The sequence below is a fragment of the Aeromicrobium sp. Root344 genome (assembly GCF_001425755.1).
Lineage (GTDB): Bacteria > Actinomycetota > Actinomycetes > Propionibacteriales > Nocardioidaceae > Aeromicrobium.
The window spans coordinates 1,249,220-1,270,802 of record NZ_LMDH01000001.1 but is presented as its reverse complement, the minus strand read 5'-3'; the positions used below and the strand labels follow the sequence as shown (position 1 = coordinate 1,270,802).

The 21,583-nt window shown below is 69.2% G+C and carries 22 protein-coding genes; 9 read left to right on the top strand and 13 right to left on the bottom strand.

The features are described 5' to 3' along the window. Positions 1 to 27 precede the first annotated feature (27 nt). Positions 28 to 933, top strand: a complete 906-nt coding sequence (locus tag ASC61_RS06265) for a 1,4-dihydroxy-2-naphthoyl-CoA synthase (RefSeq protein WP_056210485.1) — start codon at positions 28 to 30, stop codon at positions 931 to 933. Positions 934 to 965: 32 nt separating this feature from the next. Next, positions 966 to 1,478, top strand: a complete 513-nt coding sequence (locus ASC61_RS06260) for a CbrC family protein (RefSeq protein WP_056210484.1) — start codon at positions 966 to 968, stop codon at positions 1,476 to 1,478. Here the strand turns inward: ASC61_RS06260 and ASC61_RS06255 are convergent, their stop codons facing one another. The 3 genes from ASC61_RS06255 to ASC61_RS06245 all read right to left on the bottom strand — a co-directional run bounded on the left by ASC61_RS06255 (position 1,479) and on the right by ASC61_RS06245 (position 3,990). Next, entirely contained in the window at positions 1,479 to 2,027 is a 549-nt protein-coding gene (locus tag ASC61_RS06255) for a dihydrofolate reductase family protein (RefSeq protein ID WP_056210483.1), read from the bottom strand. Between the two features lie 76 nt (positions 2,028 to 2,103). Then, positions 2,104 to 3,597, bottom strand: a complete 1,494-nt coding sequence (locus ASC61_RS06250; RefSeq protein WP_056210482.1) for a hypothetical protein — start codon at positions 3,595 to 3,597, stop codon at positions 2,104 to 2,106. Positions 3,598 to 3,648: 51 nt separating this feature from the next. After that, positions 3,649 to 3,990, bottom strand: coding sequence for a cupin domain-containing protein (locus tag ASC61_RS06245; RefSeq protein WP_056210481.1), 342 nt, complete (start codon positions 3,988 to 3,990; stop codon positions 3,649 to 3,651). 146 nt (positions 3,991 to 4,136) lie between these two features. Between ASC61_RS06245 and ASC61_RS06240 the strand changes: the two genes are divergently transcribed. Next, positions 4,137 to 5,699, top strand: a complete 1,563-nt coding sequence (locus tag ASC61_RS06240) for a Re/Si-specific NAD(P)(+) transhydrogenase subunit alpha (protein WP_056210480.1) — start codon at positions 4,137 to 4,139, stop codon at positions 5,697 to 5,699. Between the two features lie 6 nt (positions 5,700 to 5,705). Continuing rightward, positions 5,706 to 7,091: a Re/Si-specific NAD(P)(+) transhydrogenase subunit beta gene (pntB, locus tag ASC61_RS06235; RefSeq protein ID WP_056210479.1), complete on the top strand. Its 1,386-nt coding sequence runs from the start codon at positions 5,706 to 5,708 to the stop codon at positions 7,089 to 7,091. A gap of 51 nt (positions 7,092 to 7,142) precedes the next feature. On the opposite strand, the gene ASC61_RS06230 is transcribed toward pntB, so the two are convergent. After that, positions 7,143 to 9,182 carry an alpha-L-rhamnosidase-related protein gene (locus ASC61_RS06230; RefSeq protein WP_056210478.1) on the bottom strand — a complete coding sequence of 680 codons (2,040 nt, stop codon included), beginning with the start codon at positions 9,180 to 9,182 and terminating at the stop codon, positions 7,143 to 7,145. Between the two features lie 358 nt (positions 9,183 to 9,540). Then, positions 9,541 to 10,182, bottom strand: coding sequence for a uracil phosphoribosyltransferase (gene upp, locus ASC61_RS06225; protein WP_056210477.1), 642 nt, complete (start codon positions 10,180 to 10,182; stop codon positions 9,541 to 9,543). Positions 10,183 to 10,255: 73 nt separating this feature from the next. Between upp and ASC61_RS06220 the strand changes: the two genes are divergently transcribed. The 5 genes from ASC61_RS06220 (at position 10,256) to ASC61_RS06200 (ending at position 14,067) form a co-directional block, all read left to right on the top strand. Next, the gene (locus tag ASC61_RS06220; RefSeq protein ID WP_056210476.1) at positions 10,256 to 10,723 is read left to right on the top strand and encodes a tRNA adenosine deaminase-associated protein; all 468 of its coding nucleotides are present in this window, start codon (positions 10,256 to 10,258) and stop codon (positions 10,721 to 10,723) included. Beyond that, entirely contained in the window at positions 10,720 to 11,175 is a 456-nt protein-coding gene (tadA, locus tag ASC61_RS06215; protein ID WP_268750607.1) for a tRNA adenosine(34) deaminase TadA, read from the top strand. The genes ASC61_RS06220 and tadA overlap by 4 nt, the downstream gene beginning before the upstream one ends. Positions 11,176 to 11,240: 65 nt before the next feature. Next, positions 11,241 to 12,281: a GNAT family N-acetyltransferase gene (locus ASC61_RS06210; protein ID WP_056210475.1), complete on the top strand. Its 1,041-nt coding sequence runs from the start codon at positions 11,241 to 11,243 to the stop codon at positions 12,279 to 12,281. A 74-nt stretch (positions 12,282 to 12,355) separates the two neighbouring features. Then, the gene (locus ASC61_RS06205; protein WP_056215362.1) at positions 12,356 to 13,471 is read left to right on the top strand and encodes a CE1758 family FMN-dependent luciferase-like monooxygenase; all 1,116 of its coding nucleotides are present in this window, start codon (positions 12,356 to 12,358) and stop codon (positions 13,469 to 13,471) included. After that, the gene (locus tag ASC61_RS06200; RefSeq protein WP_056210474.1) at positions 13,468 to 14,067 is read left to right on the top strand and encodes an FMN reductase; all 600 of its coding nucleotides are present in this window, start codon (positions 13,468 to 13,470) and stop codon (positions 14,065 to 14,067) included. Before ASC61_RS06205 ends, ASC61_RS06200 begins: the two co-directional genes overlap by 4 nt. 13 nt (positions 14,068 to 14,080) lie before the next feature. Here the strand turns inward: ASC61_RS06200 and ASC61_RS06195 are convergent, their stop codons facing one another. Genes ASC61_RS06195 through ASC61_RS06160 form a run of 8 tightly spaced genes read right to left on the bottom strand, consistent with a single transcriptional unit; the run spans position 14,081 to position 21,581 of the window. Beyond that, entirely contained in the window at positions 14,081 to 14,719 is a 639-nt protein-coding gene (locus tag ASC61_RS06195; RefSeq protein WP_056210473.1) for a nucleoside/nucleotide kinase family protein, read from the bottom strand. Beyond that, positions 14,719 to 15,378 carry a class I SAM-dependent methyltransferase gene (locus ASC61_RS06190; RefSeq protein ID WP_056210472.1) on the bottom strand — a complete coding sequence of 220 codons (660 nt, stop codon included), beginning with the start codon at positions 15,376 to 15,378 and terminating at the stop codon, positions 14,719 to 14,721. The genes ASC61_RS06195 and ASC61_RS06190 overlap by 1 nt, the downstream gene beginning before the upstream one ends. Beyond that, on the bottom strand, positions 15,375 to 16,442 hold the full coding sequence (locus tag ASC61_RS06185) for a dipeptidase (RefSeq protein ID WP_157439396.1): 1,068 nt from the start codon (positions 16,440 to 16,442) through the stop codon (positions 15,375 to 15,377). The genes ASC61_RS06190 and ASC61_RS06185 overlap by 4 nt, the downstream gene beginning before the upstream one ends. After that, positions 16,435 to 17,088, bottom strand: coding sequence for a MurR/RpiR family transcriptional regulator (locus tag ASC61_RS06180; RefSeq protein ID WP_056210470.1), 654 nt, complete (start codon positions 17,086 to 17,088; stop codon positions 16,435 to 16,437). The genes ASC61_RS06185 and ASC61_RS06180 overlap by 8 nt, the downstream gene beginning before the upstream one ends. Continuing rightward, the gene (locus ASC61_RS06175; RefSeq protein WP_056210469.1) at positions 17,085 to 18,035 is read right to left on the bottom strand and encodes a S66 peptidase family protein; all 951 of its coding nucleotides are present in this window, start codon (positions 18,033 to 18,035) and stop codon (positions 17,085 to 17,087) included. The genes ASC61_RS06180 and ASC61_RS06175 overlap by 4 nt, the downstream gene beginning before the upstream one ends. Further along, positions 18,032 to 19,672, bottom strand: a complete 1,641-nt coding sequence (locus ASC61_RS06170; protein WP_056210468.1) for an ABC transporter ATP-binding protein — start codon at positions 19,670 to 19,672, stop codon at positions 18,032 to 18,034. Before ASC61_RS06170 ends, ASC61_RS06175 begins: the two co-directional genes overlap by 4 nt. Further along, complete coding sequence (locus ASC61_RS06165; protein WP_056210467.1) at positions 19,672 to 20,565, bottom strand: ABC transporter permease; 894 nt, start codon at positions 20,563 to 20,565, stop codon at positions 19,672 to 19,674. Before ASC61_RS06165 ends, ASC61_RS06170 begins: the two co-directional genes overlap by 1 nt. Continuing rightward, positions 20,562 to 21,581, bottom strand: coding sequence for an ABC transporter permease (locus tag ASC61_RS06160; RefSeq protein WP_056210466.1), 1,020 nt, complete (start codon positions 21,579 to 21,581; stop codon positions 20,562 to 20,564). Before ASC61_RS06160 ends, ASC61_RS06165 begins: the two co-directional genes overlap by 4 nt. Between the last annotated feature and the right edge of the window lie 2 nt (positions 21,582 to 21,583).

Genomic DNA, 21,583 nt, shown 5'->3' with positions numbered 1-21,583 from the left:
GGCGGCGCGCGCGATACCCTCGCCGTCATGACCGTCTCCGAGATCTTCGACCCCAGCGCCTGGCGCGACGTGCCCGGCTTCGAGCAGCTCGAGGACATCACCTATCACCGCGCCGTCGACCACGGCACGGTACGCATCGCGTTCGACCGCCCCGAGGTCCGCAACGCGTTCCGCCCCGGCACGGTCGACGAGCTGCTGACGGTGCTGGAGCACGCGCGTCAGTCCTCCGACGTCGGCTGCGTGCTGTTGACCGGAAACGGTCCGTCGCCCAAGGACGGCGGCTGGGCGTTCTGCTCCGGCGGCGACCAGCGCATCCGCGGCAAGGCCGGCTACCAGTACGCCGAGGGTGACTCGGCCGAGACGGTCGACCGGGCCAAGCTCGCCCGCCTCCACATCCTCGAGGTGCAGCGGCTGATCCGTTTCATGCCCAAGATCGTCATCGCCGTCGTGCCCGGCTGGGCCGCAGGCGGCGGGCACAGCCTGCACGTCGTCGCCGACCTCACGCTGGCGTCGGCGGAGCATGCGAAGTTCAAGCAGACCGACGCCGATGTCGGCTCGTTCGACGGCGGTTACGGCTCGGCGTACCTCGCGCGTCAGGTGGGCCAGAAGTTCGCCCGCGAGATCTTCCTGCTCGGCGACGAGTACTCCGCCGCCGACGCGCACCGCATGGGCATGGTCAACAAGGTCGTCCCGCACGCCGACCTGGAGGCAGAGGCCCTTGACTGGGGCCGCAAGATCAACGCCAAGTCGCCGACGGCTCAGCGGATGCTGAAGTACTCGTTCAACCTGATCGACGACGGCCTCGTCGGCCAGCAGGTGCTGCTCGGCGAGACGACCCGGCTGGCGTACATGACGGACGAGGCCCAGGAGGGCCGCGACGCGTTCCTCGAGAAGCGCGACCCCGACTTCACGCCCTATCCCTGGTACTACTGACCGGGAGCCGGATCGTCCCTCAGACTGGTGGCATGAGTCAGGAGCTCCCGCACTTCCGATATCACCCGGACCCCCTCGGGACAGGATCCGTCGTCACCTCGGACGAAGAGTGTGAGCGATGTGGCGAGGCTCCCGGGTATGTGTACAGGGGTCCCTCGTACGCCGTGGACGAGGTGGAATCGCTCTGCCCGTGGTGCATCGCGGCCGGGAGCGCGGCCGAAGAGTTCGACGCGGAGTTCGCCACGGCCGACGAGGCACCCGACAACGTTCCGGCACGGGTGGTCGAGGAGATCGTTCGTCGGACTCCCGGTTTCGCCGGCTGGCAGCAGGAGCGTTGGTTGTTCCACTGCGGTGACGGCGCGGAGTTCCTGGGTCGTGCAGGGTGGGACACCGTGGCCTCGCACCCGGAGCTGGTGCCGACGCTCGTCGCCGAGGGGTGGCGGGAGGACGCCCTTCCCCGCCTCAGCGTGGACGGCGACCTCGTCGCATACCTCTTTCGGTGCCGCCACTGCGGCGCGCACCTGGCCTACGCCGATGCCAGCTGACTAGCTCTTCGGCTGGTACGTCAGGGCGATCGCGCCGGAGGGGAACTCCTGGCGGTCGACGAGGGTGAGGTCGAGTCGCTGCGACAACCCGGCGAACAACGAGGGTCCGTGGCCGACGACGAAGGGCAGCACCACGAACGTGAACTCGTCGATCAGCCCGAGGTCCGCCAGGGCGAGCGGGAGCTGGACCCCGCCGACGTACAGACCGTTGCCGGGTTGGCGCTTGAGATCCTCGACGGCGCCGCCGACGTCGCCGCGTATGAGCTCGGAGTTCCAGCCGACGTCGTCGAGGGTGCTCGAGACGACGTACTTCTTGGCGGCGTCGACCGTACGGGCGAACGGCGCGGTCCAGTCGGGCAGGTCCGGGGACAGATTCTCCGGCCGCCAGGCGGACTCCATCATCTCGTAGGTGACCCGGCCGAAGATGAGCGCGTCGGCCCGCTGGAGCGCTTCGGTGGCCACCTGATGGACGTACTCGTCGGGGACGCCGGCGCGGTGGTCGACGCATCCGTCGAGTGTGACGTTGATGGAGTAACGCAGGGGTCGCACAGCCACGAGGCTAACGCGAAACCGCCCTCAGCAGCCCGTGATCAGGGCTGCCGGAACCGACTGCCAGCCGGCCGAGTCAGCCCGCCGCGCGGCACTTCGCGGCGTAACCCTGGACCTGTCGTACGACCCCGGGATCGTCCGCCCCGAACTTCGGATTGCTCAGGTCGGCGATCGAGAACTCCTTGACGAGCCGATCGGCGAAGCAGCGCGCAACGTTGGGGGACGCGCCCGCCTTGACCACGCTGGCACCGGCGTAGCCGCGGGTCGCCACGAGCTGCAGCGCCTTCTCGGACGCATCGTTCGTGAGCTTCGCCTTCTTGCCGGGGTCGCACGACTCGAACCGGACCCGCGCGCCGTCGTGGGAGATCGTCGCCGTGGAGCCTGGCGCCGCGGCGATCCAGTCCTCGAACGCCGCAGCCAACCGCGTCGCACCTGCGGCCGAGCGGGTCCGGTAGTCGACGCGGGCGCACAGGGCGTCCTTGCGCTTGAAGCCGAGGTACGCGTCGCCGTTCCAGGTGTCCGCGGCCGCCAGCGCCTCACGCAGAGGGATGCGTTCGGCGAGCATCAGATAGGTGACGAGGGCGCCGACCTGGCCGGAGTCGAACTTCTTCTCGCCGTCCCCTGCTTTCGGGATCGTCACATCCGTGCCGCCGCCCAGGTCGCCGAGGGCCTTGAGCGGGTCGAGCAGGACCGAGTCGTCGGGGGGCGGGTTGTCGAACAGCTCGTCGATGTCGTCGTTGCCGCCGGACGCGACCGCCTCGGTGAGGGCCTGCCCCAGCGCGTACGGCGAGCTGATCAGCGTCACGACGACCTTGGGGACGCCCTTGAGGCCTTCGGTGGCCTCGTCCGAGTCGCCCTTCTCCGCCTTCTCGAGGGCGGTGCGCTCCTGCTCGGTCAACGACGCACGATAGAGATCGGCGACGCGTTCGGCATCGCCCTCCACGATGGCTTTGAAGGCATCGCCCTCGGTGCTGGGCTCGCCGTCGGACGCCTTCTCGCTGAGCTTCTTGCTGCGGCTGGAGATGTCGAACCGCTGGTCCTGGAGCGCGTGGGTCAGCTCGTGCACCAAGGTGGCGTGCGACGCGAGGGCGAGCGTCCTGCCGCGAACCGTGATGCTCTTGTCGTCGAACGAGTAGTAGGCGAGGGTGCCCGTCCCACTGGCGTCGTTGAACGCCTTGAACAGGTCGACGTCGCCCGAGATCAGGCCGAACGCGCGGAACAGCGACGTCGTCTCCTTGATCTCCCGGCGGTCGTCCTTGTCGAGCTCCTTCTCGTCGGTCCGCACGGTCTTCTCGAACGCCTTGGCGTCGAGGAACCGCACCGAGACCGGATGCTTGAACGTCAGCCCGCGTTCCTTCTCGACGATGTCGACGTACGGCTTGATGCGGGAGTCCCACTCCTTCGGGTAGGACGTGTCGTCATCGCGGAGCACGACGAACGCACCGGCTCCCACTGCGGCGACGAGCACCGCGAACGCGATGACCGGCAGGAGCCACCGGCGGCGCTTGGGCGGGGACGCCTGCGGAATCGGCGGCAGCCCGAGCGAGCGCGAAGACATGTCGTCACTCATCCCGCGAACCTACCCGGAGATGCGGTTGGGCGCTCGAGGTCCGCGGAGCTTTCAGGTCGAGACGATGTCGACCGAGATCTCCACGGCCGGGACGGTCCCGGCGTTCTCTAGCCAGTGAAGCGTGGTGTGGTCCTCGGGCCAGCCGACCCCCGGCCCGTACACGGTGGCGACGCCGTCCCGATGATCCGTGATGGTGCCCTGGAGGACGTAGACCGTGCCCGGCCTGCCCGTGTGGTCGTGCACCGGCCCGAGGACGCCGCCCGGCTCGATCGTCACGAGACGCATCCTCAGCTGGCGACCGGCCATGCCCTCGAGCTCCGGGCCGAGGTCGACGGTAGCCAGCAGCTCGGTCGAGACGCCTCTGGTCTCCGTCGGGGACTCTTCTTCGCTCATCGATGGTCCTCTCGCGGAATGCCCGGCATGCTGACTGAGGCGATTGTCCACCCGCTGGTCCCGCCCACGCTCAGGTCGTACTCGAGGAATGAGACGCGAGTCTCACGGGGTGGTCGCGCATGTTGCGAACAGATAACGTTCGCCGAATGAGCGACGGACAGCAGGAGAGCCCGCCGGCTGCGGTGATCGGTGTCGTGGCCGAGTCGAGTCCAGGTGAGAACCGGGTCGCGGCGACACCCGCGACCGTACGCCAGCTGGTCGACCTCGGCTATGTCGTGGCGGTCGAGCCGGGGGCCGGCGAGAAGGCGAGCTTCACCGACGAGGCGTACGCGGAGGCCGGCGCGGTGATCGCCCCGGCCGCCGATGTCTGGCGCAGCGGTGTGGTGTTCAAGGTCAATGCGCCCTCGACGGACGAGATCGACAGGCTCGCCGACGGCGCGACGCTGATCAGCATCATCAGTCCGGCACTCAACCCTGACCTCGTCGAGGCCCTGGCGCAGCGTCCGATCACGGTGCTGGCGATGGACGCCGTGCCCCGCATCTCCCGCGCCCAGTCGATGGACGTGCTGAGCTCGATGGCCAACATCGCTGGCTACCGCGCCGTGATCGAGGCGGCGCACGTGTTCGGCCGGTTCTTCACCGGCCAGATCACCGCTGCGGGCAAGGTCCCGCCGGCCAAGGTCCTGGTCGCCGGTGTCGGTGTCGCCGGCCTGGCGGCGATCGGCACGGCCAACAGCATGGGTGCGATCGTCCGTGCGACAGACCCGCGGGCCGAGGTCGCCGACCAGGTCGCCTCGCTCGGCGGTGAGTACCTCGCCGTGGACGTCGAGACCGAGCAGAGCACCGACGGCTACGCCAAGGCGACGTCGGAGGACTACGACCGACGCGCCGCCGAGATCTATTCGGAGCAGGCCGCCGACGTCGACATCATCATCACGACGGCGCTGATCCCCGGGCGTGCCGCTCCCGTGCTGATCACCGCCGCGGACGTCGCGAGCATGAAGGCCGGCAGCGTCATCGTCGACATGGCCGCGTCCAACGGCGGCAACGTCGAGGGCTCGGTCGCCGGCGAGGCCATCGTGACCGACAACGGCGTGACGATCATCGGCTACACCGACCTGGCCGGCCGGCTGCCGACGCAGGCGTCGCAGCTCTACGGCACCAACCTGGTCAACCTCATGAAGCTGCTGACTCCGGGCAAGGACGGCCAGCTCGTCCTCGACCTCGACGACGTCGTGCAGCGGACCATCACGGTCGTACGCGACCGCGAGACGCTCTGGCCGCCACCGCCCGTGCAGGTCTCGGCGGCCCCCGCCGCGGCTCCGGTCGAGAAGCCGGAGCCCAAGCCCGAGAAGCAGCCGATGTCGGCGACGCGCAAGCTGACGCTGATCGGCATCGGCGTCCTCGCGCTGTTCCTCGTCAACGCGTACGCACCGGAGCCCCTCCCGGAGCACTTCACGGTCCTGGTCCTGGCGATCGTGATCGGCTACTACGTCATCGGCAAGGTGCATCACGCGCTGCACACGCCGCTGATGTCGGTGACCAACGCGATCTCCGGCATCATCGTCGTCGGCGCGATGCAGCAGGTCGCCGTCGATGACGGCGCGATCCGCACGCTCTCGTTCATCGCGATCCTGCTCGCCAGCATCAACGTCTTCGGCGGCTTCGCCGTGACCCGACGCATGCTCAGCATGTTCTCGAAAGGCTGATCCCGGATGACCTCGCAAAGCGTCGCCACCGCGGCATACCTCGTCGCGGCGTTGCTGTTCATCCTCAGCCTCGCCGGACTGTCCAAGCACGAGTCGTCCCGCCAAGGGGTGCTCTACGGCATCGTCGGCATGGCGATCGCGCTCGTCGCGACGTTCATCGTCGTCGCGGACGTGTCGGATGGGCTGGGTGTCGTCCTGCTCCTTACCGCCGTCGCGATCGGTGCGGCGATCGGCCTGTGGCGCGCCCGCGTCGTCGAGATGACCGGGATGCCCGAGCTCATCGCGCTGCTGCACTCGTTCGTCGGCCTCGCCGCCGTGCTGGTCGGCTGGAACGGGCATCTCGAGGACAACCAGCTCACGGGTTCGCTGGAGGACATCCACAACGCCGAGGTGTTCGTCGGGGTCTTCATCGGTGCGGTGACGTTCACCGGCTCGATCGTCGCGTTCCTCAAGCTCTCGGCGCGGATCAAGTCGGCGCCGTTGATGCTGCCAGGCAAGAACTACCTCAACATCGGCGCGCTCGTCGCGTTCGCGGCGCTGACGATCTGGTTCGTCATCACCCCGAACCTCGCCCTGCTGATCGCGGTCACGGTCGTCGCGCTGGCTCTGGGCTGGCACCTCGTCGCGTCGATCGGCGGCGGCGACATGCCCGTCGTGGTCTCGATGCTCAACTCGTACTCCGGCTGGGCCGCCGCGGCCTCGGGCTTCCTGCTCGACAACAACGCCCTGATCGTGACCGGCGCGCTCGTCGGCTCGTCGGGCGCCTACCTGTCCTACATCATGTGCCAGGCCATGAACCGGTCGTTCATCTCGGTCATCGCCGGCGGGTTCGGCATGGAGGCCTCGGTGGCCGATGACACGGACTACGGCGACTATCGCGAGATCAACGCCGCCGACACCGCCGAGCTGCTCAAGAACGCCTCGTCGGTCATCATCACGCCGGGCTACGGCATGGCCGTCGCGCAGGCGCAGTATCCGGTCGCCGACCTCGTCAAGAAGCTCCGCGAGCGGGACATCGAGGTGCGCTTCGGCATCCACCCCGTCGCGGGTCGCCTGCCGGGCCACATGAACGTGCTGCTCGCCGAGGCCAAGGTCCCGTACGACATCGCGCTGGAGATGGACGAGATCAACGACGACTTCGACGGCACGTCGGTCGTGCTGGTGATCGGCGCCAACGACACCGTCAACCCGGCCGCGACCGAGGACCCGTCCAGCCCCATCGCCGGGATGCCGGTGCTGCGGGTCTGGGAGGCCGACAGCGTCGTGGTGTTCAAGCGGTCGATGGCGGCGGGCTACGCCGGCGTGCAGAACCCGCTGTTCTTCCGCGACAACGCCCAGATGCTGTTCGGTGATGCCAAGGAACGCGTCGAGGACATCCTCAAGGAGCTCTGACGACGGACCTGCCAGGACCCACCCAGCGGGGGACCCTGGCAGGAGTCGGGATCAGCGCGCGACGCGGCTCTCGATGGAATGCTTGCCGCGTCCGATTCCGGTGACGTGGACGTACCCCCCTTCGGCGGTGACGCCGTCGACGAGGGCACGTGAGCCGTCCCAGACCAGGCGTCCGTCGACGCGTACCGAGACCTGCTTGCCGAGCGTCGGCACGCCGACACGCCCCGTCGTGCCCTTCGGTGCGTCGAGCGTCGCTGAGTAGGCGCCGTCGCGGACCGACCACGAGGCGTCGATCGCACCGTGCGTCGTGGTGATGCGCCCCTTGGCGAACCGGAGGTCCGCGGGGTGCGGCACGAAGGCGTACGTGTCACCGCCGGGCGTCTCGGGCGACAGGCCCAGGACGTAGTTCGTCAGCGCCGGCGTGGGCCCGGCCGCCCAGCCGTGGGCGAGGCTGACGTACGTGCTGCAGAAGACGCAGTCCTCGCCGTTGCGGTAAGACTCCCAGAAGGTGCTGCCCGTGCCGGCGGGGTGGTCGAGCATGTAGCCCCAGGCGCGACGGATGATGTCGACCCCGGCCTGGTCCGCTTCGGAGTTGCCGGCGGCGAAGTGGGCGTTGACCTCCATGGACCCGGAGAAGACACCCGGGTTGCCCTTGTTCTCCGGTGCGGTGGCTGCGATGGGGCTCCAGTTGCCCTTGAGCTCCTCGCTGATCGTGCGTGCCTGCTCGGCGCTCGTGAGGCCGTACCAGACCGCGAGCGCGTTGCCGTCCTGCGGATGGATCGCGGAGTCCGGATAGAACCGGTAGGCACCGACCGCCGGGTCCCACAGCCGGGCGTCGATCGCGGCGTGCAGGGCCTTCGCCCGCGCACGGTAGTCATCGGCCTTGCCGTGCTCGCCAGCCATGTCGGCAAGCTCGGCACCCTTGTCGAGTGAACGCCACAGCAGCACGTTGGCGATGAGGTTCTCGCCCTTGGCGAGGATGCGCACGCTGTCCGACGTGCCCGTGATCGACAGCAGGCCGTTCGCGTCGACCTTCGCCAGGCTGTAGTCGAGCGCGGACTCGTACTGCGACCAGATGCCGCGCAGCCAGTCGGTGTCGTCGCTGTAGAGCAGGTAGTCGTACGTCGCGGCCAGCGTCCACAGGTGGTAGGTGTCCGAGCCGTACTTGTTGAGCTCCGGACCCGCGTACGGCAGCTCGCCGGTCGCCTTCTGGTGCTGGTAGATCGTGGTCAGCGCGTTGCGCGCCGACTCGGTGTCGTCGAACGCCGCGTACGCCGCGGGGATCTGGATGCCGAGGTCGCCGGGCCAGACGGTTCGGTCGCGCTTGGCCCCGTCGACCAGGATCGTCCGGCCGACGCCGACGTCACCGCTGTTGTCCCAGAGCGCAGCCGGAGGCTCCCAGACCCGGCCCTGCTTCGGGTCGATCGTGTTGAGCTGGATCGTGTAGGCGCCGGCGTACCAGATCCGGTTGAGCAGGGCATCGCTCGAGTAGAAGTAGTTGGCATAGTCGTCGAGCTTCTTCATCGCCGGAGCGGCGGTCATGTGCACCGAGACCTTGTCGAGGTCGACCGAGCCGCCGGAGTCGAGGTAGACCGTGAGGTAGCGGAAGCCGCCCCGCTGGTATGCCGTCGGCATCGTGTAGCTCGTCTCGCCGTCGACGTCCACGAGGAGCGATCCGTCGCGGCTCCGCGGTCCACCCGTCGAGGCGTCGGAGGAGTTCCCGATGTACATCGACGACTCGCTGAACGCCAGACCGACCCGCGCGGTGCCGGAGGTGTCGGCGAAGTGCAGGCTGGCGATCCCGCCGACCTCCTTGCCGAAGTCGAGCGTGACGGCTGCGCCGGCTCCGGTCAGCCGGGTCGCCTTCTTGGCGAGCACGGCGGACACGTCGCCGACCGTGGTCTCGATCGAGTCCGGCAGCACGGTTCGTGACGACGGTGAGTAGTTGTAGGCCTCCCACGGCCGGCTCGCCGGCGCCGACCCCGGCAGGGCGGGCGCATCGTCGGTGGCAGCCGCTGCCCAGGTGGGCAGCAACGTGGTGAGCATGGCGGACGCGACCAGCGCGATCCGCTTCCTTGGCAGTGCCGTCATTCGTTCGACCCCCGATAGGACGATTCATTAAAACGATTCAATTGCCCTTCAAGAATCGCATGGAGGATTCGAATGTGTCAACCGTCACACCACCGACGTACGCCGGAGCACACCCGTCCTGACGTGACGCCCACCTGCGCCAGTCGTTGTACCCAGTGACCCGAATCCTTTGGAGGACCCGTGGACAAGCCCGAGTACGACCGGCCGGACGACAAGGAATCGGCAGGCAGCAAAGCCGTCGTGTTCCTGGTCCTGGCGATCGTCGTCGTCGCGATCTTCTACTTCGGCATCTACCGCTAAGAGCCGGGAAACCGCTCGCTGAAAACGCGAGCGAAGCGTCGTGAGCCGAAAGGTCCGCTCAGCCCACGACGCCGTACAGGCGATCGCCTGCGTCGCCCAGGCCCGGCACGATGTAGCCGAGGTCGTTGAGCTTCTCGTCGAGCCCGGCCGTCACGAGCGTCACCGGCACGTTGATCGCGGCGAGCTCGGACTCCAGGCGCGCGATGCCCTCGGGTGCCGCCAACAAGGTGATCGCCGTGATGTGGTCGGCGCCGCGCTTGACCAGGAAGTCGATCGCCGCGGCGAGCGTGCCGCCGGTCGCCAGCATCGGGTCGAGCACGTAGCACTGGCGACCTGTCAGGTCGTCCGGGAGCCGCTCGGCGTACGTGACGGCCTCGAGCGTCTCCTCGTTGCGGACCATGCCGAGGAACCCGACCTCGGCCGTCGGCAGCAGCCGCTGCATGCCCTCGAGCATGCCGAGACCGGCGCGGAGGATCGGCACCACGAGCGGCGGCGGGTCCGACAGGCGTACGCCCCGGGCCACCGCCACGGGCGTCGTGACGTCGACCGCCTCGACGCGGACGTCGCGCGTCGCCTCGTACGCCAGCAGCGTCACGAGCTCGTCGGCGAGCCGGCGGAACGTCGGTGAGTCGGTCCGTTCGTCGCGAAGCACCGTCAGCTTGTGCGAGATCAACGGGTGGTCGGCGACGTGTACCTGCATGTCACGAGAGTAGCGGTGCACGTGGGACGTCTGTCACCATCGCAGTGGAGCCCATCCGACAGGAGGTGCGCGCATGGCTGAAGACGACGTCGACTTCGCTGTCGCCGCCTATCGCGACGAGGGTGAGTGGCAGGTGGTCGAGCTCAAGCGGAGCCTCGGCGAGGACGTCGAGGAGCTCAGCCTCGCCCTGGCTCGATTCCCGTCCGACGTGGGCGTCCTCGGGTTGGTGTCGATGGACGACGACTTCTTCGTCATCCTGCGCCGATCGGGCACCCAGGTGCGGGCGATGCTCTCCGACATCACGGCCGTGACGGACTGGCCGCTCGCGGTGGGGGTCGCCGACCTGCTGGACCTGCCCAACCCTGATGACGACGACGAGCCGCAGGCCGGCGGTGACCTCGAGCTCCTGAGCGACCTCGGCATGCCGGCGATGGACCTGGGCGTGCTGTGCGAGGACGACGACCTCTATCCCGAGGACGTCCTGCGCGACGTCGCCGACCGTCTCGGGTTCGGCGAAGCGTTCGAGGCCGTCATCGGGTGACGTACGAACACGAGATGGCGCAGGCTCTGCTCCTCGCCGAGTCGGCGCTCGCCGACGATGACGTGCCCGTCGGCGCGATCGTCATCGATCCGGACGGTGTCGTCATCGGCCGGGGGCGCAACACCCGCGAGCGCGACGGCGACCCGACGGGGCACGCCGAGATCGTGGCGATCCGCGAGGCCGCCGCGGTCCGCGGCGAGTGGCGGCTCGAGGGGTGCACGCTCGTCGTGACCCTCGAACCCTGCACGATGTGTGCGGGCGCGATCGTGTCGGCCCGTCTTGAAAGACTGGTGTTCGGCGCGTTCGACGACAAGGCCGGAGCAGTGGGCTCGCTGTGGGACGTCGTGCGCGATCGGCGCCTCAACCACCGCCCGCAAGTCGTCAGCGGAGTGCTCGCCGAGCAGTCCGCGGCGATGCTCCAGGCGTTCTTCGCCCACCATCGAAAGGACTGAGCAGCATCAGCTTCACGATCGAGGAGATCCAGGTCCCGGAAACGATCGAGGGCGCGGGTTGGGAGGTGTTCGAGGAGTACGTCACCGTGCGCAACGCGGTCGAGTCCCACACGATGGGCACCGATCTGCTGGACATGTCGTTGGCCGACATCTGGTCGGAGTACCGCGACAACCCGCACCGCACCCGCCGGCACTTCGCGGTCTGGCAGGACGGAGCGATCATCGGGCGGGGCATCGTGACGCTGCGGCCGTTCCAGTCGGAGACGGGATCGCACCTGATGGCCGACATCCTGCCGGAGCATCGCCGCAAGGGCGTCGGCTCTGCACTTTACGAGGTGGTCGAGCGGGTCGCGCTCGAGGCCGGAGCGCCGGTCCTCAAGGTCAACGTGCCTCACGTCGCCACGGCCGGCGGAGCGCGGGTCGCGTCGCCGACGGGTTTCGGTGACCTGTGGGCGGACGACGACGGCGTACGGTTCCTGATCGCCCGCGGCTATGCGCTCGAGCAGATCAACCGCATCAGCCTGCTCGACACAGCCGGCCTGGCCGAGCGCATGCGCCCGCTGCGTGAGGCAGCTGCCCAGGCTGCTGGTGCCGACTATCGGGTCGTCAGCTGGACCGGCCCGACACCGGAACGCTGGACTCGCGACCTCGCCGAGCTCCGTACGCGGATGAGCACCGACGCGCCGTCCGCCGGACTGGTGATGACGGTCGACGAGTGGGATGCCGACCGTGTGCGCGAGCACGACGCCCGGGTCGCGGAGAGCGGGCGCGCGATCCTGACCTCAGCGGCGGAGCACGTGCCTTCCGGCACACTCGTCGCGTTCTCCGAGCTCATCCTGTCCGACGGCAAGCCGCTCGCGACCCAGGAGGACACGCTGGTGTTGCGTGACCACCGCGGTCACCGGCTCGGCATGCTGGTCAAGATCGCGGCGGCCGACCTGTTGCTCGAGCGCGCGCCGGGGCGCGAGGCGATCGTCACGTGGAACGCCGAGGAGAATCGGCCGATGCTCGACGTCAACGAGGCGATGGGCTTCCGCGCGATCGGCTACGAGGGTGGCTGGCAGAAGCGGGTCCTTTCGACGGACTCAAGGAACGAGGGGGAATAGCGGCTGTGCTAATCTAGTTGAACATTCAACAAGGCCATGGGACGGTCTTGGCGAAGGAGAAGCAGATGACCAGCATGCAGTTCGGCCTCTTCACGGTCGGTGACGTCACTCCCGACCCTGTGAACAAGACGATCCAGACCGAGCACGAGCGCATCACGAACACGATCACGATCGCCAAGAAGGCCGAGGAGATCGGCCTCGACGTGTTCGCGACCGGCGAGCACCACAACCCGCCGTTCGTGCCGTCGTCACCGACGACCACGTTGGCCTACATCGCTGCGCAGACCGAGAAGCTCATCCTCTCGACGTCGACGACGCTGATCACGACCAACGACCCGGTCAAGCTCGCCGAGGACTACGCGACGCTGCAGCACCTCTCCGACGGCCGCATGGACCTCATGCTGGGTCGCGGCAACACCGCACCGGTCTATCCGTGGTTCGGCTACGACGGCAGCAAGGCCGTCGAGCTGACGATCGAGCACTACCAGCTGCTGCGCCGCCTGTGGGACGAGGACGTCGTCGGCTGGGAGGGCCAGTTCCGCACGCCGCTGCAGGGCTTCACCGCGACGCCGCGGCCGCTCGACGGCGTGCCGCCGTTCGTGTGGCACGGCAGCATCCGCACCCCCGAGGTCGCCGAGCTCGCCGCGTTCTACGGCGACGGCTACTTCGCCAACAACATCTTCTGGCCCAAGGAGCACTACATCCGGTTGATCAACTTCTATCGGCAGCGCTACCAGCACTACGGCCACGGTGAGCCGGAGCAGGCGATCGTCGGTCTCGGCGGCCAGTTCTTCATCCGCAAGAGCAGCCAGGACGCGGTCAACGAGTTCCGCCCGTACTTCGACAACGCTCCGGTGTACGGCCACGGGCCCTCGCTCGAGGACTTCACGGCGCAGACGCCGCTGACGGTGGGCAGCCCGCAGGAGTTCGTCGAGAAGACGTTGACGTTCGCCGACTACTTCGGTGACTACCAGCGCCAGCTGTTCCTCGTCGACCACGCGGGTCTGCCGCTCAAGATCGTCCTGGAGCAGCTCGACCTGCTCGGTGAGGTGCTGCCGACCCTGCGCGCCGAGTTCGACGCGCGCCGGCCGGCGAACGTACCGGATGCCCCGACGCACGCGGCTCGCGTCGCGGCCCGGAATGCCGCGGCCGAGGCGGCTGTTGAGACCGACGAAGGGGTGAGCGTATGACCAGGATCGTGGCAATCTCCGCCGGGCTGAGCGACCCGTCGACGACGCGTATGCTCGCCGACCGGCTGGTCGAGTCCGTCGAGCGGCAGTCCGGCGACGTGTCGGTGGAGGTCGTGTCCTTGCGCGAGCTGGCGCACGAGATCACCGACGCGACGCTGACCGGGTTCGCACCGCCGAGGCTGCAGGATGCGATCGACAAGGTCGTCGCGGCCGACGGTCTGATCGCGGTCACGCCGATCTTCAAGGCGTCCTATCCCGGGCTGTTCAAGTCGTTCGTCGACGTGCTCGAGGCCGACGCGCTGATCGGCAAGCCCGTGGTGCTCGCCGCGACCGGTGGCACCGCTCGGCACTCCTTGGCGATCGACCACGCGCTGCGTCCGCTGTTCGCCTACCTGCAGGCACTGGTCGTGCCGACAGGTGTCTTCGCCTCGCCCCACGACTGGGGCACGGACGGCACGAACGCGCTCGGCCAGCGCATCGACCGCGCTGCGGGCGAGCTGGTGAGCCTGCTCAAGGGCGCCGGCACCGGCCGCGGGCCGTCAGACGACATCGACCTGTTCAGCGACACGTTCCTGTCGATCTCGCAGCCGCGCTGAGCCTCGACACGAGTCAGATCAGGGTGCCGTCGACCGTGAGGTCGGCGGCACTTTGTCGTGCGATGACCCGGCGGGCGTTGGGCTCGTCGACCTGCGCGACCCAGGCACGTGCCTCGGCCTCGGGCTTGCCGAACTCGACGTGGCGCCGCACGAGGCGCTCGACGCGTATGTCGTCGGGCACGTCGACGAACCACACCTCGTCGAGCGCAGCGCGCACGTCGGCCCACCCGCCCTCGTCGTCGAGCAGGTAGTTGCCCTCGCTCACGACGAGCCGGCCCTCCGGACGTACGGTGATGGCGCCCGCGATCGGCTGCTCCAACGTACGTTCGAAGTCGGGCGCGAGCACGTCGTGCTCCAGCTCGTTGCGCAGTCGCCGGAGCAGCGCGAGATAGCCGTACACGTCGAAGGTCTCGATCGCACCCTTGCGATCAAGGGTGCCGCGCTCGGTCAGCGCGGCGTCGGCGAGATGGAAGCCGTCCATCGGCACGTTCGCGACCTCAAGCCCATCGCGTCGCAACCGCTCGACGAGCGCGACCGCAAGGGTCGTCTTGCCGGCGCCTGGCGCACCGGTGATGCCGAGCAGTGCGCGGCGGCCGTCGGTGACCAGCCCTCGCGCCCGCTCGGTGAGCTCATCGAGAATCGCGGAGTCCATCAGGCGTCGTCGCGGGTGAGCTCAGCCGTCCAGCGGCTGATGCCGGGATCGTTGGCGTCAACGATGCGCTCGATCGAACGTACGACCAGCCCGGTGCCGAACGCCTCGATCTCGGCGCGGTCGAGCGGCCACGGTGGCCCGTCGGTCTCCACGCCGTCGTCGCGCGCGACTGCCACGACGAACAGCGTGCCGCCCGGCGCGACCAGACTGCGCACCCCGTCGATCGCGGCGGGGCGGAGGTCGACCGGCAGGGCCTGCACGTTCATGCTCTCGACCACCAGGTCGAACGCACGGTGCCACTCGGCAGGCAGGTCCAACAGATCGGCGACGCGATAGTCGACCGGCGATCCGGTGTGGCGCTGCCGGGCGTCACCGATCGCTGTCGGTGAGATGTCGAAGCCCGTCGTGCGATAGCCGTGCCGTGCGACCAGCTCGGCGTCCCGGCCGTAGCCGCACCCCACGACGATCGCCGATCGGCCCTCGTCGTCGGTGGGACGAGCGGCGATCCACTCCTGGACGAGCTGTGTCGGCGCCTCGCGGTCCCACGGGACGGTGGCGCGCCCGTCGGCAGCCTCGGCGTACAGCTCCTCGAACCACGCCGTCGGCTCGCCCGCCGAGGCGAGCTCGCGGGTGCGGGCGTCGGGATCGCCGGTGCTCATCGTGCGCCTTCGGCCGTGGCGTCGAGGACGCGCAGGATGTTGTCGCCCATGAGCTTGGCGAGGTCGAGGCTCGACCAGCCGCGCTCGGCGAGACGGTCGATCAGCAATGCGTGCCCCGTGACGTCGCCCATCCCCTCGGGGAACGCCGCGACGCCGTCGTAGTCGCTGCCGAGCCCGATGTGGTCGACACCGGCGACCTCGCGCGCGTGCTCGACGTGTGCGACGACGTCGTCGACGGTCGTACGTGGTGCGGGTGCCGAGCGGTCGCCGAACGACCAGTCGGCCGAGTCCTGGTTCACGAAGTACGGCACGTACGCCACCATGACGACGCCGCCGTTGACGGAGAGTCGGGCGAGGACGTCGTCCGGCACGTTGCGCGGATGGTCGGTGACCGCCCGGCACGACGAGTGGCTGAAGATCACCGGCGAGGTCGTCACGTCGAGCGCGTCGCGCATGGTCGTCGCCGCGACGTGCGAGAGGTCGACCAGCATGCCCAGCCGGTTCATCTCCGCCACGACCTCACGGCCGAAGTCGGTCAGCCCACCGTGGACGGGATCGTCGGTCGCCGAGTCGGCCCATGGCGTGTTGTCGTTGTGTGTCAGCGTCATGTAGCGCACGCCCAGCCGAGCGAAGTCGCGCAGCAGCGCGAGAGACCCGTCGATGCTGTGCCCGCCCTCGGCGCCGAGCAGCGAGGCGATGCGGCCCGAGCGCCACGCGCGGCGCACGTCGTCGCCGCTCCAGGCGTACGCGAGATCGTCGGGATAGCGGGCGATCAGGCGGTGCACGAAGTCGATCTGCTCCAACGTGTACGTGACGGCGTCGGCGCCCTGCTGCTCGCACGGCGCGTAGACCGACCAGAACTGTGCGCCGACTCCGCCGCGTCGTAGGCGCGGGAGGTCGGTCTGATAGACGCCGGTGAGGTCGGTGTCGAGCTCCTCGACGGAGTACGCGCGCTGGTCGCGGGCCTCCCAGGCGAGGTCGTTGTGCCCGTCGACGAGCGGCGCGAGACTGAGCGCCTCGATCGCGGCAGGCTGGCCGACGAGCACCGAGGAATGGTCAGTCACGGTAGAGCCCGAGCTCCGACGCGAGGCGCTGGCGCTCGGCGAACCGCCGGTTGGCGCCCTTGGCGCTCGCGGTCGACAGCGTCGCGAGCAGGTCGATGACCATCGCCACGACGGGTGGCGAGACCTCGGGGGTCTCGGGGTGCATGCTCAGGTCCTCGTCGACGTGAGCGTAGCCGGCGGTGTCGTCGGGGCCGATGACGATGACCTCGGTCGCCCGCGAGGCCAGCGGGTTGGTGTCGGAGTCGGTGATGAGGACGAGCGATCCACCCGCGTCGACGAACGGCAACGCCGTGTCGATCGTGTAGCCGCGGAATCGCCGGAACGACAGCACGATCATGACGTCGCTCGCGCGTACGTCCGAGAGGATGTCGAGCGGGCGGACGATCGTGCCGTCGACCAGGGTCACCTGGGCCAGCGAGTTGCTGAGCTTGGCCGCGAGCAGTGAGGCGTACGTGAACGAGGTGGCTGCGCCCAGCACGAACCGGCGTCGCGCGCCGGTGATCCGAGCCGCGGCGGCCTCGACCATGGGGTCGGTGAGCGCCCACTCGAGGCCGGCTTCGAACTCCTGGCGGTGGGCGTCGATCAGTCGCGACTTGAGGATCGTGGCGGAGCGAGGCGCTCGGCTCGTGTCTGGGCGTACGGTCATCTGTCCAGCCTTCCTGACGATGAGAGGGAGTGCGAGAGCGGGTCCTCGACTGGGACGAGCTGCAACGACGGGGAGTCTTCGGCGAGCAGCACGCCGGGCACGCCGAGCGGGATGCTGTGAGCCGCCGGGCCGTGGCCGAAGCCGAGCTCGCCGACGAGGGGGATGCCGAGCGGACCGAGCACCTCGACGCACAGGGCGTGGATCTCGTCGACCGGAGAGCACCTGGCCCAGCTGCCGAGGGCGACGCCGCTGACGCCGTCGAACCAGCCCGAGCGCAGCAGGGTGTGCAGGTAGCCGTCGATCCGGTAGGTCTGCTCGGTGAAGTCCTCGAGCAGCGCGATGCAGCCTGAGTTGTCGAGCCGTGGGCGGCCGCGGGCACCGGTGGTCATCGACAGCAGCGAGAGGTTGCCGCCGATGAGCCGACCTTCGGCGCGTCCCTCCACGAGCGTGACCGCGTGGTCCGAGGTCCATGCGCGGACGGAGTCAGGCTCGAGCACGGCGGTGCGCAGGGCGTCGCGGGCCGCGTCGTCCTCGACCATGACGCGAGTGCTCAGCATCGGGGTGAACCAGGTCGGTACGCCGAGCTGCTCGCGGAACCACTCGTGCAGGGCCGTGATGTCCGAGCTGCCATAGAGCGGCTTGGGCTCGGCGGCAGCCATGGCGTCGCGGTCGAGCAGGTCGAGGACGCGTACGGCGCCGTAGCCACCGCGGATGCAGAAGACGCCGGCGATGTCAGGGTCGCACCAGGCCTGCTGCACGTCGTCGGCGCGTACGCGGTCGTCGCCGGAGAGATAGGAGGCGCGGGCGTGGGCCGCAGTGGCACTGGGGTAGGTCACGGGTCGCAGGCCCCACGACTCGACGAGTTCGATCGCGGTGGTCAGCAGCTCGGGCGGGATCGGGCCCGCGGGAGCGACGAGTGCGACCCGGTCGCCGGGCCGGATCCTCATCGCAGTCCCAGCTTGGACGGCACCACGGCGAGCAGCGACTTGGTGTAGTCGTGCTGGGGGTCGAGCAGGACCTGTTCCACGGCCCCATTCTCGACGATGCGACCTCGGTGCATCACGACGACGCGATCGGCGATGTTCCACGCCAGGCCGAGGTCGTGCGTGATGACGAGCGCGCCGAGTCCCAGGTCGCGGCGCAGCTGCAGGAGGAGCGCGAGGATCTCGCCGCGTACGGAGGCGTCGAGGCTGGCGACCGGTTCGTCGGCGACGAGATAGGTCGGGTCGAGCGCCAGGGCCCCGGCGATGACGACGCGCTGGCGCTGCCCTCCGGACAGCTCCTGCGGGATCGCGGCGAAGAACTTCTCGGGCGGGGTCAGCTCGGCCCGGGTCAGCGCGCGGATGACCCGTTCGCGCTCGTCGTCGAGCCCGTGGATGCGGATGCCTTCGGCGACCGCCTCGTAGACCGTGTGCTTCGGGTTGAGCGAAGCCGCCGGGTCCTGCAGCACGTACTGGACCTGACGCCGGTATGCCTTGAGGGCCCCGCGGCGGTGCGGCAACGGCTTGCCCTCGTGCAGCACCTGGCCGCTGGTCGGCTTCTGCAGGCCGAGGATCGTACGTGCGAGGGTCGTCTTGCCCGAACCTGACTGGCCGACGAGAGCCACGATCTCCCCGGCGCCGCAGGTCAGGTCGACGTGGTCCACGGCGCGTACGTGCTGGCCGCGCGACCGGAAGTCGACCGTGAGGTCGCGGACCTCGAGCACCGCCCGGCCCGCCTCGGCCGTTGAGCCTGTCGAAACGCCCGCCTCGCCCGGTGAGCCCGGCGAAGCGTTCCGGCCCACGACGAGGCGGGACGACGGATCGCCGATGATCGGGAACGCCGCGGCGAGCTCCTGGGTGTGCTCGTGCGTCGGGGCGGTGAGGATCTGCTGCGCCTTGCCCTGCTCGACGATGCGACCGTGCTGCATCACGACGATCCGGTCGCACACCGCCGCCAGCACCGCGAGGTCGTGGCTGATCATCACGAGGGTCAGCTCGCGGTCGCGGACGAGACCGTTGAGCACGTCGAGCACCTGGGCCTGCACGACGACGTCGAGGGCGGTCGTCGGCTCGTCGGCGATGATCAGCTCGGGGTCGCAGGCCAGCGCCATGGCGATCATGACGCGCTGGCGTTGGCCACCGGAGAGCTCGTGCGGATAGGCGCGGCCCTTGGCGGGACTCAGGTCGACCAGCGCCAGCAGCTCGTCGACCCGGCGCAGCCGCGCCGCGGAGTCGGGGAACTCCTTGGTGCTGTGCAGCGCGAGCGCCTCGGCGACCTGGTGGCGTACCTGTCGGACCGGGTTGAGCGAGTGCATCGCGCCCTGGAACACGATCGCCGCCTCGGTCCACCGCACGGCGCGCAACCGGCCCCAGGTCATGCCGGCGACGTCCTCGCCCTGCAGGACGATGCGCCCCTCGATGCGGGCCGAGCGCGGCAGCAGGCGCAGCACCGACATCGCGAGCGTCGACTTGCCGCAGCCGGACTCGCCGGCGAGACCCACGGTGCCCCCGCGTTCGACCTCGAGGCTGACACCGTCGACCGCGACGTTGCCGCCGGCGTACGTGATGCGGACGTCGTCCCAGAGGAGTGTCGGCTCGGTCATCAGCGGGCCCTCAACGTCGGGTTGAGCACGGCTTCGAGGGCGCGGCCGACGAGCGTGAAGCACAGCACGACGATGACGATCGCGACGCCGGGGGCGAGCACGAACCACCAGTAGCCCGCCGTCGCCGCGCCCGTGTCGAGCGCGGTCTTGAGCATCGAGCCCCAGGAGAACGTCGTCGGGTCGCCGAGGCCGAGGAACGCCAGCGTCGACTCCAGGATGATCGCCGAGCCGACCGTCAGGGTCGTGTTGGCCATGACGAGGGGCATCACGGCGGGCAGGACGTGCTTGCCGATGATGTGCCGGTCGCCGGCGCCGAGGGCTCGCGACCGCTCGATGTAGGGGCGGGTCTCGATCGTCAGGGTCTGCGCTCGTACGACCCTGGCGGTCTGCGCCCACGACGTCACCCCGATCGCGATGACGATCGTGGACAGGCCCCGCGAGAGCACGGTCGACAGGACGATCGCCAGCACGAGGCTCGGCACGACGAGGAAGAAGTCGATGATCCGCAGCACGACGGCGCGGGTCAGTCCGGTGAAGTGCCCGGCGGCCATGCCGAACGTCGTACCGATGACCATCGCGATGGCCGTGGCCGAGAACCCGACGAGCAACGAGGCGCGGGACCCCCAGAGCAACAGCCCGAGCACGTCGCGGCCTGACGGATCGGTGCCGAGCCAGTGTCCGCCGCTGGGCGACTCGTTGCCCCGGGCCGTCACCTGGGTGACGTCGAGCCGGTCCATCGGCATGAGCACGGGCGCCAGCAACGCGAGCACGATGATGACGAGCAGCAGGGCCGCGCCGATCACCGCCGACGGGTGCGAGGCGATCTCGCGTACGACCTCGGCGAACCGTGCTCGACGGCGGGCGCGGATCGCCGCCTGTCCGGACGTGGTCATGAGGACTTCAATCGCGGGTCGAGGACGCGGTAGAGCAGGTCGGCGATGAAGTTCATGACGATCACCGCGGCGGAGAACACCACGAACGTGCCCTGCACCAGCGGGAAGTCCGGAGCGCTGAGCCCCTTGTAGGTCAGGTAGCCCAGGCCGGGCCAGGAGAACACCGTCTCGACCGTCACGGTGCCGGCGATCAGCAGGCCGAGGGTCAGGAAGATCAGCGTCACGGTCGGCAGCAGCGCGTTGGGCACGGCGTGCCGCGTACGTACGAGGTCCTCGCGCAGGCCCTTGGCGCGAGCCGTCGTGAGGTAGTCGGCGGACATCTCCTCGAGCACCGAGGCGCGCATGACCATGAGGTACTGCGCATAGATCACGGCAACCATCGTGACGACCGGCAGCACGAGGTGGTGCGCCACGTCGAGGACGTGCGCCATGCCGGTGTCGGTCGACGCGGCCGTGCTCATGCCGCCGGTGGGGAACCAACCGAGTCCGCCGCCGAACACGAGCAGCAGCAGGAGACCGAGCCAGAACGTGGGCACGGACCAGAAGACCAGTGCGACGCCGGTGTGGATCTTGTCGAACCAGCTGCCGCGTCGCCAGGCCGCCTTCTGGCCGAGCCAGAGGCCGAGGGCGACCGAGATGAGCGCCGCCGTGCCGGTGAGCAGAAGCGTCGGACCGATGTAGTCGCCGATCAGGTCGGTGACGGGGCGCCGATAGACGTACGAGGTGCCGAGGTCACCCGTGAAGAGATCGCGGACGAAGCGCCAGAACTGGACGAGCAGGGGCTTGTCGAGGCCCATCTCCTGGCGCAGCCGCTCGACCTCGCCGGGACTGACCTGGCGGCCGCGCGTCATGTTGATCGCCGGATCGCCGGGGATGATCCGGAACATGAAGAACCCGAGCACCACGACGAGCGCGAGGCTGATGAGGGAGCCGCCCGCCTTGAGCGCGAGGTACCGCGGCAGCGAGGACCCCCTCGTGTCCTCGCTGTCCGCGGGGACCGTCTCGATGACGGTCATGT

Excerpts from the sequence above, each read along its gene's own strand:
- ASC61_RS06180 (WP_056210470.1), bottom strand. The coding sequence starts at position 17,088 with ATGACCGTACGCCCAGACACGAGCCGAGCGCCTCGCTCCGCCACGATC.
- ASC61_RS06190 (WP_056210472.1), bottom strand. The coding sequence starts at position 15,378 with ATGAGCACCGGCGATCCCGACGCCCGCACCCGCGAGCTCGCCTCGGCG.
- ASC61_RS06200 (WP_056210474.1), top strand. The coding sequence starts at position 13,468 with ATGACCAGGATCGTGGCAATCTCCGCCGGGCTGAGCGACCCGTCGACG.
- ASC61_RS06230 (WP_056210478.1), bottom strand. The coding sequence starts at position 9,182 with ATGACGGCACTGCCAAGGAAGCGGATCGCGCTGGTCGCGTCCGCCATG.
- ASC61_RS06220 (WP_056210476.1), top strand. The coding sequence starts at position 10,256 with ATGGCTGAAGACGACGTCGACTTCGCTGTCGCCGCCTATCGCGACGAG.
- ASC61_RS06240 (WP_056210480.1), top strand. The coding sequence starts at position 4,137 with ATGAGCGACGGACAGCAGGAGAGCCCGCCGGCTGCGGTGATCGGTGTC.
- upp (WP_056210477.1), bottom strand. The coding sequence starts at position 10,182 with ATGCAGGTACACGTCGCCGACCACCCGTTGATCTCGCACAAGCTGACG.
- pntB (WP_056210479.1), top strand. The coding sequence starts at position 5,706 with ATGACCTCGCAAAGCGTCGCCACCGCGGCATACCTCGTCGCGGCGTTG.
- ASC61_RS06205 (WP_056215362.1), top strand. The coding sequence starts at position 12,356 with ATGCAGTTCGGCCTCTTCACGGTCGGTGACGTCACTCCCGACCCTGTG.
- ASC61_RS06170 (WP_056210468.1), bottom strand. The coding sequence starts at position 19,672 with ATGACCGAGCCGACACTCCTCTGGGACGACGTCCGCATCACGTACGCC.
- ASC61_RS06250 (WP_056210482.1), bottom strand. The coding sequence starts at position 3,597 with ATGAGTGACGACATGTCTTCGCGCTCGCTCGGGCTGCCGCCGATTCCG.
- ASC61_RS06165 (WP_056210467.1), bottom strand. The coding sequence starts at position 20,565 with ATGACCACGTCCGGACAGGCGGCGATCCGCGCCCGCCGTCGAGCACGG.
- ASC61_RS06265 (WP_056210485.1), top strand. The coding sequence starts at position 28 with ATGACCGTCTCCGAGATCTTCGACCCCAGCGCCTGGCGCGACGTGCCC.
- ASC61_RS06260 (WP_056210484.1), top strand. The coding sequence starts at position 966 with ATGAGTCAGGAGCTCCCGCACTTCCGATATCACCCGGACCCCCTCGGG.
- ASC61_RS06175 (WP_056210469.1), bottom strand. The coding sequence starts at position 18,035 with ATGAGGATCCGGCCCGGCGACCGGGTCGCACTCGTCGCTCCCGCGGGC.
- ASC61_RS06245 (WP_056210481.1), bottom strand. The coding sequence starts at position 3,990 with ATGAGCGAAGAAGAGTCCCCGACGGAGACCAGAGGCGTCTCGACCGAG.
- ASC61_RS06195 (WP_056210473.1), bottom strand. The coding sequence starts at position 14,719 with ATGGACTCCGCGATTCTCGATGAGCTCACCGAGCGGGCGCGAGGGCTG.
- ASC61_RS06160 (WP_056210466.1), bottom strand. The coding sequence starts at position 21,581 with ATGACCGTCATCGAGACGGTCCCCGCGGACAGCGAGGACACGAGGGGG.